We start from the raw sequence: 18,014 nt of genomic DNA, 5'->3' as shown, positions 1-18,014 counted from the left end.
AACTCTCCTTATCGAATTACCGTTCAAATCCGAAATCCCGCCCGCGGTCGCGGCTACGCTGGCGTTTGCGCGCCTCGCGGTCCGGCTCGCGCCTGTCAGTTTCGCGCTCCGGCAGGGCCATATCCTGATAGCGGGCGACATCCTCGCGCAGCAGGAGCAGGTCGGCTTGTTGCCGGTCCCGTTGCTCGCGAATCCGTTCCTGTAGCGCGCGGCGCTCGTCGAGTTGGCTGGCGATCAGGCCGTCACGCTCCGCGCGGTCCCGCAGCAGGGTATGCCACGCTTCGCGCTCGTTCTGCGCCCTGATTTTGCCGTAGCTTCCTGTGATCCGTTTCCAGATGCCCGAGAACCCGCGCGGCAGCCGCGCCGCCCGCGCGTTGGTTTCTGCAATCCAGCGCTTTTCCAGCGATTCCGTGAGCGCCTGCCGTTCTTGGCGGTGACGGCCCACCATTTCGCAGCGCTCGAATTCCAGCGCCTTGCGGCCCTGACCGGCTTCCAGCTCCGCTTGCCGGATGAAGCCCTTGATCCGCTCCGACATGCGGGCGGCAATATATGTGCGCGCTTCATCGACCGAGGGCAGGCTTTCGGAGTCGCCAAGACGCGCGGCAACCTCTTTGGTCTTCACACTTGCCTGCCGCGCCACCGCATACACTTCGCCGCGATAATCGACAGCGACAAAGCCGCGCCGATCACCGCGCGCGAGCATGAAGCCGCGTTCCTTGAGCGCCTGCGCGAAGGCCGTGCCGGAATCCGAGCGGTTCCAGCATTCCTGAAACAGCGCCTTGAGCTGCTTCAGATCGAGGCCGACACGGCGCGCTTGCTGCCATTCTTCGCGCGTATAGCCGAGCGGATCGCGCTCCCGCCAATCACGCAGCCCCTTGGGCATCTCCCAGCCATGCGCGCGGAACAGATCGCGCGACACGTCCCGCAGGCGCATTTTGTAGTGCGGCAGGTTGATCGCCCGCATCCGTTCGGCATCGATGCGTGACCAGACGACATGCGCATGCCGCCGCCCGTCCTTTTCATGAAAGACGATGGCGCGGGGCTGCCCGTCGAGACCGAGCTTGCGCTCGACCTCATCGGCGGCGTTCTCGAAATCCGTGACTGTGACCGCCTCCCCGCCAGGCGGGTTGAGGCTGGCCGAGAACAGGTAATTCTCGCAGCGCGTGCCCTTCGCGATGGCATCGACCTCGCGGAAGGCGCCCGCCAGATCATCACTGACAAAGCCACGGACCTCGTGCAGTTCGACATGATCATTGTCCCGCATCGAGAGCAGGTAACGGGCGAGTTGCGCCCCGCCGCCGCGTTCTTTGGCCTTGAGGATCATGGCTTCAGTTCCGGCCCCGTTTTCGAGCCGGACCCCGCTTCATGCAGGCCAAGCGCCAGCAGAAGATCGCGCCGCATCGCCGGCACATCCTTGCACGCCTGCCGCAGTTCGGCTTCGGTTTCCGGCGTGACGGGCAGCGAGCTGGTGTTCACGGCCTTGGCGAGCTGGTTGAGATTGCTGGACAGGCGCGACTGACCGAGAGCGGCCAGAACGCGCCCAAGCGCAGCATAATCCTTGACCGGAAAATGCCCCCGCGTCTGACGCGGCGCAGCATCCTCGCCGAACAGGCGGTCTCGGATATAGGCCCCGAGCGCCATGCCGGACGCATCCTGCTCCAGCCGCGCCCGCTCATCGAAGCTAAGGCGCAAGGAGAACGGCGTCGGCTTGTTTGATTCTGGATGCTTCGGAGCCGGTTTTACCGGCTTTGCTTCGCCAGAAAACAACCCGTCCGCTAAACCATTGAAATTATAACTAAGTTTCGTCATGATCGCGCTCCAGACCGTCAAGGTCTAAATGCGCAAGATGACGTTCCCATTCCTCAAGAACCTGAAAAAGAAGGTTCGATTCTTCTTCCGTCAGCTCCACCAAATTCTGATTTCAAATTATTGAAACAGACATGAAATACCAGATTCACGGCTTTTGTGCCAACGAAGCTGCCGTCAATTCGGATATGATATTGCTCCTGCTACCCGGCAGCATTTGCGGTCGCTTCTTGACGCAGTTTCGCAAGTTCCTGGGACGGGCCTCGCAGATACCGAACACGCCTGAAATCGACCGGATGATCGCGGATCAGCGCGGCATCCATGCGACCTCTGCGGAATCGGGGCTCTGATCGGCGGGCGGTACAGCCCTGGCGCCGGAAGCCCCGCCCGGTCGGGACCAGGGCGCGATACGGGCACGCCGCGAACCGGCGCGCCCGTCCTTCGATCAGATCTTCGTGGGGCCCGTGCGGCTGTCCGGCGACGTTTTGGCGGGGGGCTGCGCGGGCTCCGGCGTCTTGAAGACGATGCCGCAAGTCTTGCGGATGCTCGCCTGTTCCAGCGCTTCCATCTGCCCCTTCAGGCGCGCCACTTCCGATGCGGTTTCGGCGTCGCCTTTCAGGAAGAACAGCGCAGGCCAGAACAGCACCAGGCCAACACCCATTGCCGTTTTGTCATTCCTGGCCTTCTTGTCCTGGACACCCATCATCCGGTTGGTTCGGGCGAAAATCCGGCGTGCCTCGGCGGCAAGCTGGTCGCATGAATGGTCTTCATACTCCATCGGCGAAACATAGCTTGCGATGATGTTTTCACTCTTCTTGGCACATCCGGTGACAATCAGGCTTGCCGACAGCGCGGCAGCCATAACTCTCTGCATTTTCCGTCTTTTCAATTTCGGGCTAGCAACCCACATTAATGTTGTCGGGGGAGTGACTGCCCGGTGCGGCGTGTAAGGCGGGGCCGTGCGTTCCGCGCCGAAGGCCAGATGATGTGATAATAGTGTCACGGAGGCTCCCGTTCGCCTCGGCCCGGTCCGGTGCATGCGATCCCGCGCGGGAGTGGTTTACCCCGGCGCCGACTTGCGGAACAATCGGCGCACACGAATCTGTGGCCCATGCGCGCGGCGCACCGGCCCAACACAGGTGATCCGCTTATGAGATACGAGGCCCCGCAAACGGTGGAGAGCGCCGTTTCAATCCTGTCGGCGACGCCCGCCGGCTGCCATGTGCTGGCAGGCGGCACGGACCTTCTGGTGCGGATGCGCGCCGGAATGTCCGAACCCGAGGTGATCGTCGATATCAAACGCATCGCCGGGATGCACGAAATCAGTGCCGAAGAGGGCGGCTGGCGCATCGGTGCGGCGGTCTGCGGTGCGGAACTGGGCGAGCATGAGGGCGTGTGCGCCGCCTGGCCCGGCGTGGTCGAGGCGCTGGAGTTGATCGGCTCCACCCAGGTTCAGGGCCGCGCTACGCTGGCGGGCAATCTCTGCAACGCATCGCCCGCCGCCGACAGCGTGCCCGCGATGGTCGCGGCCGGTGCGGTGGCGCGGGTCGCGGGGCCGGACGGCACGCGGGATGTGGCGGTGCAGGATGTGCCGACCGATCCGGGCAAGACCTCGCTCGGCCGTGGCGAGTTCGTCACCTCGATCTTTCTGCCCGCGCGGCCGGAACGTGCGTCGGATGCCTATCTGCGCTTCATTCCGCGCACCGAGATGGACATCGCCGTTGTCGGCTGCGGCGTGAACCTGGAACTGGACGCGGACGGCACCTGCACGCAGGCGCGCGTGGCGTTGGGCGCCGTGGGGCCGAAGGTGATACTGGTGGAGGATGCAGCGGCGGCACTGGCGGGCAGCGCGCTCGACGACGCCGCGCTGGAGCGCCTGGCGGCCGCGTGCTCGCAGGCCGCCAGCCCGATCGACGACAAGCGCGGCACGGTCGCGTTCCGCAAACACGTGGCCGGCGTGCTGGCGCGCCGCGCCGCGATCATCGCCCGTGACCGGGCAAGAGGTGAAGCATGAGCAATATCCATGTGACAACGACGATCAACGGCGATTCGGTGGAGTATCTCTGCGCACCGGAGGAGACGCTGCTCGACGTGCTGCGCGACCGGCTGGGGATGACCGGCTCGAAGGAAGGCTGCGGCACCGGCGATTGCGGCGCCTGCTCGGTCACCGTGGACGGTCGGCTAGTCTGTTCCTGCCTGATGCTGGGCGCCGAGGCCGAGGGCCGCGAGATCGCCACCATCGAGGGCATGGCCGCGGGCGAGGTGCTGCACCCCTTGCAGCGCAAGTTCCTGGAACATGCGGCGCTGCAATGCGGCATCTGTACGCCCGGCATCCTGGTTGCCGCCAAGGCGCTTCTGGAGAAGAACCCGGACCCGAGCGAGGAGGAGACCCGTTACTGGCTGGCGGGCAATCTCTGCCGCTGCACCGGCTATGACAAGGTCATCCGCGCCGTGATGGATGCGGCCGCGGAGATGAGGGAGGCGTCCTGATGGCACTCGACAAGAACCCCGAGACGGCGCGCAGCTTCAAGCTGGTCGGCACCCGGCCGCTGCGTCCCGATGGGATCGACAAGGTCACGGGCCGCGCCCGCTTCGGCGCCGATATGAGCGCGCCGGGCATGCTGGTGGGCCGTGTGCTGCGCAGCCCCCATGCCCATGCACGGATCGTTTCCATCGACACCAGCCGTGCCGAGGCGCTGCAGGGCGTCAAGGCGATCGTGACCCGCGCGGATTTTCCCGCCGAGGTGCCCGAGGCGGTGGCCGATATCCTCGACAATTGCATGGCTGGGCGGACCGCATTCTATGACGGTCACGCGGTCGCGGCGGTGGCAGCGTCGAGCGCCGCCGTGGCGCGCAAGGCGCTCAAGCTGATCGAGGTGACATACGAGATCCTTCCGCATGTGACGGATGTCGATGCGGCGATGCGCCCCGACGCGCCGGTCCTGCATCCCGGCCGCGCCGACGAGAGCGTGCCGGAGGGTACGCCCGGAAATGTTATCAGCCGCGTGCAGTACGGGCATGGCGATCCCGAGACCGGCTTCGCCGAGGCCGACCGCGTGGTGGAGCGCAGCTTCCGCACAGCGGCGACGCATCAGGGCTATATCGAGCCCCATGCCTGCCTGGCCACGATGGGCGCCGACGGCCAGGCCGATCTGTGGTGCTGCACGCAGGGCCATTACATGGTGCGCGGCACCTGCGCGGCGATCCTGGGTATCGAGGCAGGGCAGTTGCGCGTCACTGCCTCTGAAATCGGCGGCGGCTTCGGCGGCAAGACCACGGTATTCCTGGAACCCGTGGCGCTGGCGCTGGCGCGCAAGGCGGGCCGTCCGGTCAAGATGGTGATGAGCCGCGAGGAAGTTCTGCGCGCCTCCGGCCCCACCGCGTCAACCTCCATCGACGTCAAGATCGGCATGACGAAGGACGGGCGCATCACCGGCGCCGCGGCGGAACTGCGCTATCAGGGTGGCGCCTATCCCGGCTCGCCGGTCGAGATGGGCACGATGTCGGCCTTCGCGCCCTACGATCTGAAGAATGTGCGCACCGTCGGCTGGGACGTGGTCACGAACCGGCCCAAGCAGGCAGCCTATCGCGCGCCCGGCGCGCCGATGGCGGCCTTCGCGGTGGAAAGCGTGGTGGATGAACTCGCACGGGGCTTCGGGCTCGACCCGCTGGATGTGCGTCTGAAGAACGCCGCGCGCGAAGGCACGCGGTCGAGTTATGGTCCGACCTTCCCGGCGATCGGGCTGGAGGCGACGCTGAGGGCCGCCAAGGACCACCCGCACTGGTCGGCTCCGCTGGGCGAGGGGCAGGGGCGCGGCGTGGCCTGCGGCTTCTGGTTCAATTTCGGCGGCGATACCTGCGTGTCGCTCAACGTCAACCCCGACGGCACGGTCAGCCTGTCGGAGGGCAACCCGGATATCGGCGGCTCGCGGGCCTCGATGACGATGATGGCCGCCGAGGAGCTGGGCATCCCCTATGAGCAAGTGCGCACGGTGATCGCCGATACCGCCTCGCTGGGCCAGAACGAGGTGACAGATGGCAGCCGTGTGACCTTCGCCGTTGGGCTGGCCACAATCGAGGCCGCCCGCGCTGCCAAGCGCGTGATGTGCGAGCGCGCCGCCATGGTCTGGGGCATCGACCCCGAGGCAGTGATCTGGGAGGACGGCGCGGCCAAGCCCGCAGGTCCCAATGCCGGCAAGTTCGAACCGATGACGCTGGCCGACATCGCCGCCATCGCCTCGAACACCGGCGGGCCCATCGCGGGGCATCACGAGGTCAATGCGGAAGGGGCGGGCGTGAGCTTCGGCACCCATATCGTGGACACCGAGATCGACCGCGACACCGGCGCCGTGAAGATCCTGCGCTACACGGTCTTCCAAGACGCGGGCTGCGCGGTGCACCCGGCTTATGTGGAGGGCCAGTTCCAGGGCGGCGCGGTGCAGGGCATCGGCTGGGCGCTGAACGAGGAATACATCTATGGCGAGGACGGCGTGCTGCAGAACCCCGGTTTCCTCGACTACCGCGTGCCGGTGGCCTCGGATCTGCCGATGATCGACACGATGATCCTGGAGATCCCCAATCCCGGCCATCCCTACGGTGTGCGCGGCGTGGGCGAGACGCCGATTGTCCCGCCGCTCGCGGCCATCGCGAACTCGGTGGCCGACGCGGCGGGCATCCGGATGACCGACCTGCCGATGTCCCCGCCCAAGGTCCTGGCCGCGCTGCAAGCGGGGGCCGCGGGCAACTGAGCGATGGTCAAGGTGCGCATATGGGGCTCGCTCGCCGCCTTCACCGGGGATCGGACCGAGGTGGAGGTGGAGGCCGGCAACCTGCGCGAGCTGCTCGACGGGCTGGCCGCCGATTTTCCCGGCCTGCGTCCGCAGCTTGACCGGGGCGTGTCGGTGGCCATCGACGGCCGGGTTTATAACGATAGCTGGTTCACCCCAATCGAACCCGACAGCGAGGTGGTCCTGCTCAGCCGCCTCAAGGGCGGCTGAATGCGGATGCGCCGTGCGGCACATCCCGGCCCCACGCAAGCGGAGGGCGCGCCATGCCACGGATGAGGGCCGCGGACACCGCCCTGCTGGTGGTCGATCTTCAGGCGCGGCTGATGCCCGAGATCCACGAGGGCGCCTCGGTCCTTGCCGATGCCGAACGGCTGGTGCGTGCGGCGGACCTGCTGGGGCTGCCGGTGCTGGTGACCGAACAGAACCCCGAAGGGTTGGGCCGTACCGTCGCCGATCTGGACGCGGTTCTCGCCGGCAAGCCGGTGCTGCGCAAGACGGTCTTCGACGCCTGCGCCGGCAGCGATCTGCTGGAGGCGATGCCCGCGAAATCGGTGGTCGTGGCCGGCTGCGAGGCGCATGTCTGCGTGATGCAGACTGTGCTGGGGCTGATCGCGGCAGGCCGTGAGGTGCATGTGGTGGCCGATGCGGTGGGCGCGCGCAGCCCCGTGAACCGGGACGCTGCGCTGGCGCGGATGGCTGCGCATGGCGCCGATCTGGTGACAACGGAAATGGCGGTCTTCGAATGGTTGCACGACGCCCGCCATCCGGCCTTCCGCGAGGCGCTCCGGCTGGTCAAGTAACGCCGATTTGCGCGATGGCCGGGCAAAGCCGTTTGACAGCGCCCGCCGCGCGCTCGCAGGCTGACGGCAGCGCAACCGGAGACCGGAGGCAGACATGACCGAAACGCCCGACCCCCAGGACCCGCATGCACGCCACCGGACCGCGCTGGGCGACACGTTCATGACCCATGCCGAGACAGGCGAGGGCCCGCCGGTGGTGTTCCTGCATGGCAATCCGACCTCCTCCTACTTGTGGCGCAACGTGATGCCGGCGGTGGCGGCGGCGGGCTATCGCTGCCTCGCGCCCGACCTGATGGGTATGGGCGATAGCGGCCCCGATCCGCAGAGTGACTATCGTTTCCTCAGCCATGCCGGATGGCTCGACCGCTGGTTCGAGGCGATGGATATGGGGCCGTCGGTACTGGTCGGGCACGACTGGGGCGGCGCGCTGGCGATGCGGCGCGCGCGGCTGCATCCGGGCGAGGTGCCGGCGCTGGCGCTGATGGAGACGATCGTCGCCCCCATGGACTGGTCGGACTTCCCCGAAAGCGCGCATGAGATATTCCGGGGCTTCCGCAGCAGCGCGGGCGAGAGCCTGGTGCTGGAGAAGAATATTTTCGTGGAGAACGTGCTGCCCGCCAGCATCCTGCGCGATCTGAGCGACCTGGAGATGGCGCGCTACCGGGCACCCTATCTGAAACCGGGAGCCTCGCGCCGCCCCACCCTGGTCTGGCCGCGCGAGTTGCCGCTGGCCGGCGAACCGGCTGAGGTGGTCGCGGAAGTCGAGGCCAATGCCGCCTTCATGGCCGACTGGGACGCACCCAAGCTCTTCATCAACGCCGATCCGGGTATGATCCTGACCGGGCGAATGCGCGAGATGGTGCGCGGCTGGCCGAATGTCACCGAGGTCGCCGTGCCGGGGCTGCATTTCATCCAGGAGGACGCGCCAGAGGCCATTGGCGCAGCTGTGGCGGAGTTCCTGGCCGGCCGGTAACGGTCACGACGGTTCGCGCCGTTGCTTGAAACCGGGGCGGGCGCGTTGCATAGATTGCCTATTCGATCTGACGATCTGACGAAACTTGGGTTGGCGGCTGCGCCCCGGAATGGACTGGACAGCGGAAAACATGGTCAACGGATCCGCATATCGGCGGCGGGCCTGAGATGGCGCGCGGATCGGGCCTGGCGCTGGTCGCGCTGCCCGCGGGTGCGGTCTTCGGCCTCGTGCAGCCGCTGGCCGAGGCGCGGGTCGATGCGCGGCGCATGGCTGCTGAGGCCACGGCGCTGGAACGCTGGGTGGCCGAACAGGCGACGATCTTCCTGACCGAGGAACAGGCGCGCGAGGCCGCGGGGACGGGCCCTTCCGCCGCGGCCGCGCCGATCGGGGTGAGCGGGGTTGAAAAGTCCCTGGTGGAGGCAGGATTGCGCAACGACGTGGCCGAACTTGCCAACAGCGCCGATGGCGGCATCAGCCTGCGGTTTGAGGCGGTGCGCTTCACCGTGCTTGCCGACTGGCTGTCGCGCGTCGCGCCGGATTGGGGCTACCGGCTGGCCGCTTTCAGCCTGGTTCGCGGCGAGCAGGAGGATCTGGTTGAGGCCGATCTGACTTTGGTGCCGGCCCGATGATCCGCGTGCTGCTTCTTATGCTGGGCATCGGGCTGGGGCTATCGGCTGTTCTGGCGACGGAGTTGCGCATGGGCCATCTTCGCCGCTTCGCTCCCGAGGCCGTGCCGGACTGGACCGCGCCGATCGACGATCCCGCGCAACTGGGCCGCGGGCAGGCGGATGCGGTGGCCTTGCCGGGTCTGCCGGTTCCCGCCGCGCTGGGCTGGCGTTTTGCCCGGTTGGGGGCGGACGGCGCGGTTTGGGATGTGACGCTGAATGCCACCGGGATGGAGGCGGCCGCCGATCTGCGCCTGCCGCCGGCCTGGGGCGTGGCGCATCTGGATGCGGGTCGGGGGGAGATCGCGCTCACCGACCTGCCCCCGGTCGCCGAGGGGATGCGCGCGGGCGGGTTGATCCGTATCGAGACGTTCGACGCGCGGATCGACTACGCCGCCCCTGCGCTGGAGGAGGCGTCGGCGCAGGCCCGCTGGCTCGGTGCGGAGCTTGACGGGATCGCGCTGGGCGAGGGGGAGATATCGCTGGTCTCCGGCGGCTCGGGCGGCTGGCGCGCGCCCTTTGCCCTGACCGGTGACCTCGTCGAGGTCGTCGGACGGATCGAAGGCCGGTTCGGGCAGCGCCGCGCGGTGCTGGAGATGACCGTCAAAGATGCCGGCGCAATGCCGGAAGCGTGGAAACGCGCGCTTTCGCGAAATGCCGCACGGGGGGATGCGGGCTGGACGATCCGGCGTGAGGTCGACCTGGGCGCGACCTGGCCGCTCTTCTGATGCCCGTCAGCCGGCGCGCCGGTGCACCAGCACCATTTCGTCGGCGATCTCCCGGCGCCGGTCGGACATCGCGCCCAGCGGGTCGAGATCGGGATCGAGTGCCAGCATCTCCCGCATCGCGGTGTCGGCGCGGCGCAGGATATCCAGGGTGGAGGCGCTGTAGTCGCCCTGCGCCATCGCCTGGCGTGCGAGCTGGTGTTCGGCCGTGCCGCGCACCGCAAGCGCCGCAGCGCGCGCGGTGCCGCTCTGCCCGTCGGCCAGAGCGCCCGCGACCGAGGCGCGCGCGCAAACTGCTGACGGCAGGTCCACGTCGGCAGAAGCTCAGCGCCGACATGCGCGCGGTCTTCACCCGTCAGATGGCGGTTCTGCTGACCTCCGACCTGTCCGCCGAAGCCGCGCTGGAGACGATCCGAAGCTCCGGCACCTCGCCTTCGATTGAGGCCGCCGCGGTGCAGGCCAAGGCGGCGCTGCTCGACGGTCAGCCGCTGTCGGTGGCGCTGGAGATAGCGGATGCGGGTTTTCCGCCCTTCTACACCGCCGCGGTGCGCGCGGGCGAGGTCTCGGGCGACGTGGCCTCGGTCTTCGAGGGGCTGGCGGATTACCTGGAAAGCGTCGGCTCCGACCGCGCGCAGCTCGCCACGGCACTGATCTACCCGGCTTTTGTGGCGGCGGTGTCGCTGCTGGTCTGCGGCGTGCTGATGACCAATGTCGCACCCGAGATCGTGGCGATGTTCGAGGTCTCGGGCCGCCCGCTGCCGGACCTGACCCGCGTGGTCATGGCGATCAGCGACTGGATCCAGGCCAATTGGGTCCTGCTGGTCGGCGGCTTCGAGGCCGAGGCGCTGGCCGAGGCCGTGCGCTCCGGCGAGAGCCTCAGCCAGGGGCTCGCGCGCATGAGCCTGATCCCGCCGGTCTGCCGGCAACTGATCGACGCGGGCGAGAAATCGGCGCGGCTGGGCCGGATGACGGAACGCGCCGCGGTGCTGGTGGAGACCTGGCTGACCAATGAACGCAAGCGCGTCGCGGCCCTGCTGGACCCGCTGCTGATGATGGTGGTGGGCGGCATGGTGCTGGTCATCGTTCTGGCAATCCTCCTGCCAATCTTCGATTTGCAGGCCGTCGTCTCCGAAGGCTGAACACGCGCGAGGGTGGAGCCGCGCCTGCCGCAACCGCGCAGCGCGTGTGCGGGATAGCCGATTTGTTTCATACATTGCCGATTTGTTTCATCTCAAGAAAATGCGGTCCAGTTTGGATCAGAAGATTTCCCGAAAACGCGTGATTTTGGAACAGTTTTGGTGTAGGGTCGGCCTCACTTCTGAATCAAAATAGTTCCAATTTTGGGGCTGCACTGCATAAATCCCTGAAAAACGGGTACAAAGTCCAACAGGAGGACAACTGAATGGATACCGATATCGGTGCGCTGACAGTGATCTTCACCGAGTTCTATTACTGGGTAACCGTCCCGCTAATGTTCCTGATCCATGTCGGCTTCTGCATGTACGAGGTGGGGGCCACCCGCCACAAGAACCACATGCACACCCTGATGAAGAACACCATGCTCATTCCGCTGGTCACCGTGACCTTCTTCTTCTTCGGCTGGTGGATCTACTTCGCCTTCCCCAATGGCCCCGGAATCACCGGCGGCATCACCCAGAGTGACAACGCCGTACCCTGGGGCGAGTTGATGGGCACCCATCTGGGCGGTCCCGGCGTCAACGACACCGGCCCAACGATGGGTTATGGCGTCGAACTCGGCAACAGCTTCTGGGCGCGGCTGAACGGCGTGTTCTGGGCGGCGTTCCTGCTGTTCTCCTGGACGGCGGCCTCCATCGTCTCGGGCGCAACCATCGAACGCATCCGTCCCTCGGCCTTCTGGATCCTTGCGGTCGTCATCGGCTCCTTCACCTGGATCATCGACGCGGCCTGGGGCTGGCACCCGGACGGCTGGATGGTCACGCAACTGGGCTATCACGACGCCTATGCCTCGGGCGTGATCCACGCGATTGCCGGCGGGTTTGCCCTCGGTGTGATCGTGCCGCTGGGCGCACGGATCGGTAAGTTCGCCCCCGACGGGACACCGCGCAACATCAACCCGCACAACAAGTGGCTGGTCACGATCGGGCTCTTCCTGATCTATACCGGATTCTGGGGCTTCTACGTGGCGTGCAACGTGCCGATCATCGGCTCCGACGCCATCGGCGCGGCCGAGGGCACATTCACCGCCACGACGATCTACCTCACGCCAACCACGCTTTCCGCCATCGTGTTCAATTTCCTGATGTCGCTGTCGGGCGGTCTGATCGCGGGTTATGTGGTCTCGAAGGGCGAAGCGTTCTGGACCTACTCCTGCGGTCTCGCGGGGATCATTGCCGCGTCGGCCGGCAACGACCTTTACCATCCGATTCAGGCCATGCTCATTGGCGGGATCGGGGCGGTCTGCGCCTACAAGCTGCATTTCTGGGTGGAGCGCAGGTTCAAGATCGACGATCCGGTGGGGGCGATAGCCGTGCACGGCTATGCGGGCTTCATCGGTCTGGTGATCGCGGGCTTCGTGCTTTGGGGGCATCCGGCCACGGCTGGATATCACGCCGAAACCGCGTTCATCACCCCCTGGGGCCAGTTGATGGGCGCGATCATCATGTTCGGCGTTCTGGGCTTCCTGCCCGCCTTCGTCGTCTCCAACATCCTCAAGAGTATGGGGATGCTCAGGGTGCCGCTGGCAGTGGAACTCGTGGGCCTCGACATGAGCGAGGACATGGCCGATGAGCGCGATGCGATCCAGGTTTCCGAAGCCGATATTGCCGAGGCCAAGCGCCTTGGCCTACTGACATAAGGAGGGTTTGACCCATGTCGACGACAATTGTGGAAACCTGGTCGGGTGCCGACCTTTCGCAGCTTGGCCCGATCTATCCGATGGTGGGCACGGAGTTCACGCTCTTCCTGTTGGGCCTGATCTTCTGGTTGGGCTTTCATGTCCTGCAAATGCGCATCGAGGGGAAGGAGATGGAGGCCGACGAGTCGGCCGCACGGAGCCCGGAGCGATTGCAGCGGGTCTTTGCGGAGGAGGCGGAATAGCGCCCCATCCTCTTCAAAACAGGAACGCCGGCCTTCGGGCCGGCGTTTTACTTCGGCATCTGGTGTTATGCGCAAGGGTGCCGCGCGGTGTCGGGTTCCGTCGATCCTGTTTCCGGCGCGGCCTGTCCGCAAGAGGTGCGCCCCGTCAGAGGCATGCCTCGAAAAGCGCCCGCGTGTTCTCGGCCGTCATCTCGCGCGGGTTGCCGCCCACCGATGGATCCTTGAGCGCCTCGGCCACCAGCCGGTCGAGATCTGGATCCTCCACACCCAGCGCGGTCAGCGTCCTGGGAATGCCCATGCTGTCGTTGAGCCAGCCCACGAAATCGTAGAACCCGTCGAAGCCGCCCGCGATGCCCAGATAGGCCGCGGCGGTGGCCAGCCGGTCGGTCACCACCTCGCGGTTGAAGCGCAGCACCGCCTGCATCACCACCGCGTTGGTGGTGCCGTGATGGGTGTTGTGGACCGCGCCGATCGGATGGCTCAGCGCGTGGATCGCGCCCAGCCCCTTCTGGAAGGCGGTGGCGCCCATCGCGGCGGCCGACATCATGTGGGCGCGGGCCTCCAGATCGGTGCCGTCGACATAGGCGCGCGGCAGGTTCTCCTTCACCAGCCGCAGACCTTCCAGCGCGATGCCCTGACTCATCGGGTGGTAATGCGGCGAACAGAAAGCCTCCAGACAATGGGCGAAGGCGTCCATGCCGGTGCCCGCGGTGATCGCGGGCGGCATGCCGACCGTCAGTTCCGGATCGCAGATCACGATGGAAGGCAGGATCCGGGGATGGAAGATGATCTTCTTCACATGGGTCTCGGAATTGGTCACGACGCTGGCGCGCCCAACCTCTGAACCGGTCCCGGCGGTGGTGGGCACCGCGATGATCGGGGCAATGGCGTCAGCATCGGCGCGCGTCCACCAGTCGCCGATATCCTCGAAATCCCAGACCGGCCGCGTCTGCCCGGCCATGAAGGCCACCAGCTTGCCCAGGTCGAGCCCCGAGCCGCCGCCGAAGGCCACAACGCCGTCATGGCCGCCCGCGCGGTAAGCCTTGACGCCCGCGGCCATGTTCACCTCGGTCGGGTTGGGGTCCACATCGGCGAAGACGGCGCGGCCCAGCCCCGCCGCTTCCAGAAGGTCGAGCGTTGCGGCGGTGATCGGCAGCCCCGCCAGGCCCCGGTCCGTCACCAGAAGCGGCCGGGTGATGCCGCAGGCGGCGCAACAGTCCGCCAGTTCCTTGATGCGTCCCGCGCCGAAGCGGATCGCGGTGGGATAAGACCAGTTTGCGGTGGGTGTCATGGCTCAGGCCTTCTTGAGATGGTAGGATTTGGGACGGGTGAGGTTGTGATAGCCGATCACCGAAAGCCCGCCGCCGCGCCCGGTCTGCTTGCAGCCGGTCCAGCACAGCGCCGGGTCCAGGTAATCGGCGCGGTTCATGAAGACGGTGCCGGTCTCGATTCGGTCGCCGACACGTTCCGCCCGGTCGATGTCGCGGGTCCAGAGCGCGGCGGTCAGTCCGAAATCGCTGTCGTTCATCAGCGCCACGGCCTCGTCGTCGTCGCGCACCTTCATGATGCCCACGACCGGGCCGAAACTTTCCTCGCGCATCACCCGCATGGAATGGTCCACATCCACGAGGATCTGCGGCATCAGGTAGGCGCCTCCATCTTCCTGCGGGAAGCGTTTCGGGTCGATCAGCGCCCGTGCGCCCGCGGCCAGCGCCTCGGCAGTCTGGGCGCGCACAAGATCGGCGAAGCGCGCCTGCGCCATCGGGCCCAGTGTGGTTTCCTGCTCCAGCGGGTTGCCCAGCCGGTAGCCCTCGACGATGGAGACGGCCTTGTCGAGAAAGGCGTCGTAGAGCGGTTCGGCCACGTAGATGCGCTCGATCCCGCAGCAGCATTGCCCGGAATTGAACATCGCCCCGTCGATCAGCGTCTCGGCCGCGGCTTCCACATCCGCGTCGTCCATGACATAGCCCGGATCCTTGCCGCCCAGTTCCAGCCCCAGCCCGGTGAAACTGCCCGCCGCCGCGCGCTCGATTGCCTGGCCGCCCGCGACCGAGCCGGTGAAGTTGACGAAATCGAAGGCGCCCGCACCGATCAGGGCGGATGTGGTGTCGTGGCTCAGAAAGACGTTCTGGAACACGTCCTCGGGTACGCCCACCGCGTGGAAGGCCGCGGCCATCCGCTCGCCCACCAAGGGCGTCTGGCTGGCATGTTTCAGCACCACCGCATTCCCGGCGATCAAAGCCGGCGCCACGGTGTTGATCGCCGTCATGTACGGGTAGTTCCAGGGCGCCACGACCAGCACGACGCCTTGCGGCACGCGGCGGATATAGCGGCGGAACCGTGCATCGTCGGCGATCCGGATCGGGGCCAGCGCGTCGGCGGCGATATCGGCCATGTGCAGCGCGCGTTCCTCGAAGCCGCCGAACTCGCCGCCATAGCGCACCGGGCGGCCCATCTGCCAGGCCAGTTCCGGCACGATCTCGTCATTCATCGCGCCCACGCGCGCCACCCCTGCGCGTACCAGTGCCACCCGTTCATCCAGCGGGCGTGCGGCCCAGCCCGCCTGCGCGGCGCGGGCACGGGCGGCGGCGGTCCCGCCCTCGGCGTCCGAGTGCACCGGGCGCTCGGCATAGACCGAGCCGTCGATTGGGGAGATGCAGCGGATGGATGCGGTCATGGTTCAAGCCCTCTCGAACCCGCGGGCGATCTCGAAATCGGTCACCACGCGGTCATGTTCTTCCTGTTCCCAGCGCGCGGCATGGGCGTAGTGCTCCACCACTTCGTCGCCCATTGCAGCGCGCAGCATGGCGGACCCGTCGAAGGCTGCGGTGGCGTCGCGCAGGGTGGCCGGGATTTCCGGCACGTCTCCGGCCTCGTAGACATCGCCGCTGATCGGCGGGGCAAGCGTCAACCCCTCTTCCACGCCCGCGAGTCCGGCGGCAAGCTGACCGGCCAGCGCCAGATAGGGATTGAGGTCGGAGCCGCCGATCCGGCATTCGGTGCGCACCGCCTTGGTCCCCTCGCCGCAGAGCCGGAAACCCGCGGTGCGGTTGTCCACCGACCAGCCGGTCTTGGTGGGCGCGAAGGTGCCTTTCTGGAACCGCTTGTAGCTGTTGACATAGGGCGCCAGGAAAAGCGTCGTGTCCGGCGCATAACGGATCAGCCCGGCCAGGTAGCCCTGCATCATTGCGGACATGCCATGCGGGCCGTCGGGGTCGTGGAAGGCGGGCTCACCGGCCTCGGTCCAGAGCGACTGGTGCACATGCGAGGAACTGCCGACCCGGTCGTGATGCCATTTCGGCATGAAGGTCACGGCGCGCCCCTGGCTCCAGGCGATTTCCTTGGTGGCGTGTTTGGCGATGGCGTGATGGTCGGCGCAGTCGAGCGCGGGGGCGTAGCGGATGTTGAGTTCCTCCTGTCCGGCCTCGGCCTCGCCCTTGGAGTTTTCCACCGGGATGCCCGCGGCATGGAGGTGATTGCGTAGCGGGCGCATCACCGCTTCCTCCTTGGTGGTCTGGAGGATGTGGTAATCCTCGTTATAGCCCGAGATCGGCGTGAGATTGCGGAAGCCCGATTTGCGGATCTCGTCAAAACTGTGCTCGAAGATGAAAAATTCCAGCTCTGTGGCCATCATCGGCACGAGGCCCGTCGCCTGCGCCCGCGCGATCTGGCGTTTCAGGATCGCGCGCGGCGAATGGGCGATTTCCTCATGCCCGTGATGGTCCAGCACGTCGCAGAGCACCATCGCCGTGCCTTCCAGCCAGGGCACCGGCCGCAGGGTGGATAGGTCGGGCCGCATCATGTAGTCGCCATAGCCCGCGCGCCAGCTTGTTGCGGCGAAGCCCTCGACGGTGAACATCTCCAGGTCGGTGGCCAGCAGATAGTTGCAGCAATGCGTCTCCTCCCAGGAATGATCGAGGAAGTTGCGCACGTGGAAGCGCTTGCCCATCAGGCGGCCCTGCATGTCCACCATGCAGCTCAGAACGGTGTCGATCTCGCCCGCATCGGCGGCGGCGCGGAGCGCCTCCAGTGTCAGGGTGCCCGGCATGATGCCTCTCTTTTCGGTTCGGGGTTACGTCTGCGGGACCGCCCGGCGCGCGGGCGGCCCCCATGGTGTCCGGGTCGGTCTCAACCGTAGCGATAGGGACGGCCCGCGTCGCGCATCACGGCGTTGTAGTCCTTGATGATCTTGACCACCTTGGCCCGCGTTTCGGACCCGTCGGCGATCTCGTCCCAGAACTCCTTGGCCGCTTCCTCGACCTGCGCCCATTCGGCGTCGGGGATCGAGGTGAGCTTCATCTTCGGCCCGTTCACCCGCAGGTCGGCCTCGCCGCCCCAGTACCACCACTGACGGTAGTAGTGCGAGCTGTCGAAGGTCACTTTCAGCAGCTCCTTGAGGTTGTCGGGCAGTTCGCTCCAACGGTCCATGTTGGAGAAGAAATGCCCGATCCAGGCGCCGGAGATGTTGTTGGTCAGGAAATAGTCGGTCACGTCGGCCCAGCCCACGGTGTAGTCTTCCGTGATGCCCGACCAGGCGATGCCGTCAAGCTCGCCCGTCTGCACCGCGACCTCGATATCCTCCCACGGCAGGGTCACCGGCACCACGCCGAAGCGCGACAGGAACCGGCCCGCCGTGGGGAAGGTGAAGACGCGCTTGCCCTTCAGATCCGCCAGACTGTTGATTGGGTCCTTGGTGGCAAAATGGCAGGGATCCCAGGAGCCCGCCGAGATGTGCTTGACCCCGACCTTGGCGTATTCCTCTTCCCAGATCTTGCCCAGTCCGTACTGGTTGAAGAGCACCGGCACGTCGAGCGAGTAGCGCAGCGCGAAGGGAAAATAGCCGCCGAAGACGCGCACATCGGTGGGCGAGGCCATGCTGTCGTCATCCGACTGCACCGCGTCGATGGTGCCTTTTTGCATGGCCCGGAACAGCTCGCCTGTGGGCACGAGCTGGTCGGCGAAGAAAAGCTCGATCTCCATCTGGTCGCCGGCGATCTTGTTGAAGCTGTCGATCGCGGGCTTGATGACGTGCTCGGCCAGCGCGGGGCCGGCATAGGTCTGCATCCGCCAGCGGATCTTCGACTGCGCGATGGCCGGCGTGGCCAGTGCGGCAGGCCCCGCCATCGCGGCGGTGGTCAGGAACTTGCGTCTTGTGGTCATCGTCTCTCTCCTTGTCGGTT

The 18,014-nt window shown here is 66.5% G+C and carries 20 protein-coding genes; 12 read left to right on the top strand and 8 right to left on the bottom strand.

Features of this window, described 5'->3' with window-relative positions; translation table 11 throughout:
* Positions 1-16: 16 nt before the first annotated feature.
* Both DDZ14_RS03905 and DDZ14_RS03900 read right to left on the bottom strand, forming a co-directional pair.
* On the bottom strand, positions 17-1,324 hold the full coding sequence (locus tag DDZ14_RS03905; protein WP_109423625.1) for a relaxase/mobilization nuclease domain-containing protein: 1,308 nt from the start codon (positions 1,322-1,324) through the stop codon (positions 17-19).
* Entirely contained in the window at positions 1,321-1,809 is a 489-nt protein-coding gene (locus DDZ14_RS03900; protein WP_233252469.1) for a hypothetical protein, read from the bottom strand. The genes DDZ14_RS03905 and DDZ14_RS03900 overlap by 4 nt, the downstream gene beginning before the upstream one ends.
* A gap of 131 nt (positions 1,810-1,940) precedes the next feature.
* On the opposite strand from DDZ14_RS03900, the gene DDZ14_RS03895 reads away from it, so the two are divergent.
* Entirely contained in the window at positions 1,941-2,156 is a 216-nt protein-coding gene (locus DDZ14_RS03895) for a hypothetical protein (protein ID WP_109423623.1), read from the top strand.
* A gap of 95 nt (positions 2,157-2,251) precedes the next feature.
* Here DDZ14_RS03895 and DDZ14_RS03890 read toward each other — a convergent pair whose 3' ends face one another.
* Complete coding sequence (locus tag DDZ14_RS03890; protein WP_199221278.1) at positions 2,252-2,668, bottom strand: hypothetical protein; 417 nt, start codon at positions 2,666-2,668, stop codon at positions 2,252-2,254.
* A 288-nt stretch (positions 2,669-2,956) separates the two neighbouring features.
* On the opposite strand from DDZ14_RS03890, the gene DDZ14_RS03885 reads away from it, so the two are divergent.
* From DDZ14_RS03885 to DDZ14_RS03850, 8 genes are all read left to right on the top strand, one after another.
* Positions 2,957-3,820: a xanthine dehydrogenase family protein subunit M gene (locus DDZ14_RS03885; RefSeq protein ID WP_109423701.1), complete on the top strand. Its 864-nt coding sequence runs from the start codon at positions 2,957-2,959 to the stop codon at positions 3,818-3,820.
* A complete protein-coding gene (locus DDZ14_RS03880) occupies positions 3,817-4,296 on the top strand; it encodes a (2Fe-2S)-binding protein (RefSeq protein ID WP_109423622.1) in 480 nt (159 codons plus the stop codon). Before DDZ14_RS03885 ends, DDZ14_RS03880 begins: the two co-directional genes overlap by 4 nt.
* Entirely contained in the window at positions 4,296-6,554 is a 2,259-nt protein-coding gene (locus tag DDZ14_RS03875; protein ID WP_109423621.1) for a xanthine dehydrogenase family protein molybdopterin-binding subunit, read from the top strand. The genes DDZ14_RS03880 and DDZ14_RS03875 overlap by 1 nt, the downstream gene beginning before the upstream one ends.
* A 3-nt stretch (positions 6,555-6,557) precedes the next feature.
* Positions 6,558-6,803, top strand: coding sequence for a MoaD/ThiS family protein (locus DDZ14_RS03870; protein WP_109423620.1), 246 nt, complete (start codon positions 6,558-6,560; stop codon positions 6,801-6,803).
* A 53-nt stretch (positions 6,804-6,856) separates the two neighbouring features.
* Positions 6,857-7,393 carry an isochorismatase family protein gene (locus DDZ14_RS03865; protein WP_109423619.1) on the top strand — a complete coding sequence of 179 codons (537 nt, stop codon included), beginning with the start codon at positions 6,857-6,859 and terminating at the stop codon, positions 7,391-7,393.
* Positions 7,394-7,487: 94 nt separating this feature from the next.
* A complete protein-coding gene (locus tag DDZ14_RS03860; RefSeq protein ID WP_109423618.1) occupies positions 7,488-8,366 on the top strand; it encodes a haloalkane dehalogenase in 879 nt (292 codons plus the stop codon).
* 167 nt (positions 8,367-8,533) lie between these two features.
* Positions 8,534-8,995: a type II secretion system protein GspM gene (gene gspM, locus DDZ14_RS03855; protein ID WP_109423617.1), complete on the top strand. Its 462-nt coding sequence runs from the start codon at positions 8,534-8,536 to the stop codon at positions 8,993-8,995.
* Positions 8,992-9,759, top strand: a complete 768-nt coding sequence (locus tag DDZ14_RS03850; RefSeq protein WP_109423616.1) for a hypothetical protein — start codon at positions 8,992-8,994, stop codon at positions 9,757-9,759. The genes gspM and DDZ14_RS03850 overlap by 4 nt, the downstream gene beginning before the upstream one ends.
* Positions 9,760-9,765: 6 nt before the next feature.
* Here DDZ14_RS03850 and DDZ14_RS19320 read toward each other — a convergent pair whose 3' ends face one another.
* The gene (locus DDZ14_RS19320; protein WP_233252468.1) at positions 9,766-10,068 is read right to left on the bottom strand and encodes a hypothetical protein; all 303 of its coding nucleotides are present in this window, start codon (positions 10,066-10,068) and stop codon (positions 9,766-9,768) included.
* 23 nt (positions 10,069-10,091) lie between these two features.
* Here DDZ14_RS19320 and DDZ14_RS03845 point away from each other — a divergent pair, with 23 nt between their 5' ends.
* The 3 genes from DDZ14_RS03845 (at position 10,092) to DDZ14_RS03835 (ending at position 12,834) form a co-directional block, all read left to right on the top strand.
* The gene (locus DDZ14_RS03845) at positions 10,092-10,895 is read left to right on the top strand and encodes a type II secretion system F family protein (protein WP_233252467.1); all 804 of its coding nucleotides are present in this window, start codon (positions 10,092-10,094) and stop codon (positions 10,893-10,895) included.
* A gap of 263 nt (positions 10,896-11,158) precedes the next feature.
* On the top strand, positions 11,159-12,592 hold the full coding sequence (locus DDZ14_RS03840; protein ID WP_109423614.1) for an ammonium transporter: 1,434 nt from the start codon (positions 11,159-11,161) through the stop codon (positions 12,590-12,592).
* 14 nt (positions 12,593-12,606) lie between these two features.
* Positions 12,607-12,834, top strand: a complete 228-nt coding sequence (locus DDZ14_RS03835) for a hypothetical protein (protein ID WP_109423613.1) — start codon at positions 12,607-12,609, stop codon at positions 12,832-12,834.
* A gap of 145 nt (positions 12,835-12,979) precedes the next feature.
* On the opposite strand, the gene DDZ14_RS03830 is transcribed toward DDZ14_RS03835, so the two are convergent.
* The 4 genes from DDZ14_RS03830 to DDZ14_RS03815 form a co-directional block, all read right to left on the bottom strand.
* On the bottom strand, positions 12,980-14,125 hold the full coding sequence (locus tag DDZ14_RS03830; protein ID WP_109423612.1) for an iron-containing alcohol dehydrogenase: 1,146 nt from the start codon (positions 14,123-14,125) through the stop codon (positions 12,980-12,982).
* 3 nt (positions 14,126-14,128) lie between these two features.
* The gene (locus DDZ14_RS03825) at positions 14,129-15,511 is read right to left on the bottom strand and encodes an aldehyde dehydrogenase family protein (RefSeq protein ID WP_109423611.1); all 1,383 of its coding nucleotides are present in this window, start codon (positions 15,509-15,511) and stop codon (positions 14,129-14,131) included.
* Between the two features lie 3 nt (positions 15,512-15,514).
* Complete coding sequence (locus DDZ14_RS03820; RefSeq protein WP_109423610.1) at positions 15,515-16,882, bottom strand: glutamine synthetase family protein; 1,368 nt, start codon at positions 16,880-16,882, stop codon at positions 15,515-15,517.
* Between the two features lie 80 nt (positions 16,883-16,962).
* Positions 16,963-17,994 carry a TRAP transporter substrate-binding protein gene (locus tag DDZ14_RS03815; RefSeq protein WP_109423609.1) on the bottom strand — a complete coding sequence of 344 codons (1,032 nt, stop codon included), beginning with the start codon at positions 17,992-17,994 and terminating at the stop codon, positions 16,963-16,965.
* Between the last annotated feature and the right edge of the window lie 20 nt (positions 17,995-18,014).

The organism is Maritimibacter sp. 55A14 (genome assembly GCF_003122205.1).
Taxonomy (GTDB): Bacteria; Pseudomonadota; Alphaproteobacteria; order Rhodobacterales; family Rhodobacteraceae; genus QEYE01.
The sequence above is the reverse complement of the archived record's forward strand: the minus strand, read 5'-3'. Positions and strand labels throughout refer to the sequence as shown.

Excerpts from the sequence above, each read along its gene's own strand:
- DDZ14_RS03825 (WP_109423611.1), bottom strand. The coding sequence starts at position 15,511 with ATGACCGCATCCATCCGCTGCATCTCCCCAATCGACGGCTCGGTCTAT.
- DDZ14_RS03900 (WP_233252469.1), bottom strand. The coding sequence starts at position 1,809 with ATGACGAAACTTAGTTATAATTTCAATGGTTTAGCGGACGGGTTGTTT.
- DDZ14_RS03865 (WP_109423619.1), top strand. The coding sequence starts at position 6,857 with ATGCCACGGATGAGGGCCGCGGACACCGCCCTGCTGGTGGTCGATCTT.
- DDZ14_RS03905 (WP_109423625.1), bottom strand. The coding sequence starts at position 1,324 with ATGATCCTCAAGGCCAAAGAACGCGGCGGCGGGGCGCAACTCGCCCGT.
- DDZ14_RS03830 (WP_109423612.1), bottom strand. The coding sequence starts at position 14,125 with ATGACACCCACCGCAAACTGGTCTTATCCCACCGCGATCCGCTTCGGC.
- gspM (WP_109423617.1), top strand. The coding sequence starts at position 8,534 with ATGGCGCGCGGATCGGGCCTGGCGCTGGTCGCGCTGCCCGCGGGTGCG.
- DDZ14_RS03820 (WP_109423610.1), bottom strand. The coding sequence starts at position 16,882 with ATGCCGGGCACCCTGACACTGGAGGCGCTCCGCGCCGCCGCCGATGCG.
- DDZ14_RS03835 (WP_109423613.1), top strand. The coding sequence starts at position 12,607 with ATGTCGACGACAATTGTGGAAACCTGGTCGGGTGCCGACCTTTCGCAG.
- DDZ14_RS03815 (WP_109423609.1), bottom strand. The coding sequence starts at position 17,994 with ATGACCACAAGACGCAAGTTCCTGACCACCGCCGCGATGGCGGGGCCT.
- DDZ14_RS03840 (WP_109423614.1), top strand. The coding sequence starts at position 11,159 with ATGGATACCGATATCGGTGCGCTGACAGTGATCTTCACCGAGTTCTAT.
- DDZ14_RS03895 (WP_109423623.1), top strand. The coding sequence starts at position 1,941 with ATGAAATACCAGATTCACGGCTTTTGTGCCAACGAAGCTGCCGTCAAT.
- DDZ14_RS03845 (WP_233252467.1), top strand. The coding sequence starts at position 10,092 with ATGCGCGCGGTCTTCACCCGTCAGATGGCGGTTCTGCTGACCTCCGAC.
- DDZ14_RS03860 (WP_109423618.1), top strand. The coding sequence starts at position 7,488 with ATGACCGAAACGCCCGACCCCCAGGACCCGCATGCACGCCACCGGACC.
- DDZ14_RS03885 (WP_109423701.1), top strand. The coding sequence starts at position 2,957 with ATGAGATACGAGGCCCCGCAAACGGTGGAGAGCGCCGTTTCAATCCTG.
- DDZ14_RS03880 (WP_109423622.1), top strand. The coding sequence starts at position 3,817 with ATGAGCAATATCCATGTGACAACGACGATCAACGGCGATTCGGTGGAG.
- DDZ14_RS03870 (WP_109423620.1), top strand. The coding sequence starts at position 6,558 with ATGGTCAAGGTGCGCATATGGGGCTCGCTCGCCGCCTTCACCGGGGAT.
- DDZ14_RS03850 (WP_109423616.1), top strand. The coding sequence starts at position 8,992 with ATGATCCGCGTGCTGCTTCTTATGCTGGGCATCGGGCTGGGGCTATCG.
- DDZ14_RS03875 (WP_109423621.1), top strand. The coding sequence starts at position 4,296 with ATGGCACTCGACAAGAACCCCGAGACGGCGCGCAGCTTCAAGCTGGTC.
- DDZ14_RS03890 (WP_199221278.1), bottom strand. The coding sequence starts at position 2,668 with ATGGCTGCCGCGCTGTCGGCAAGCCTGATTGTCACCGGATGTGCCAAG.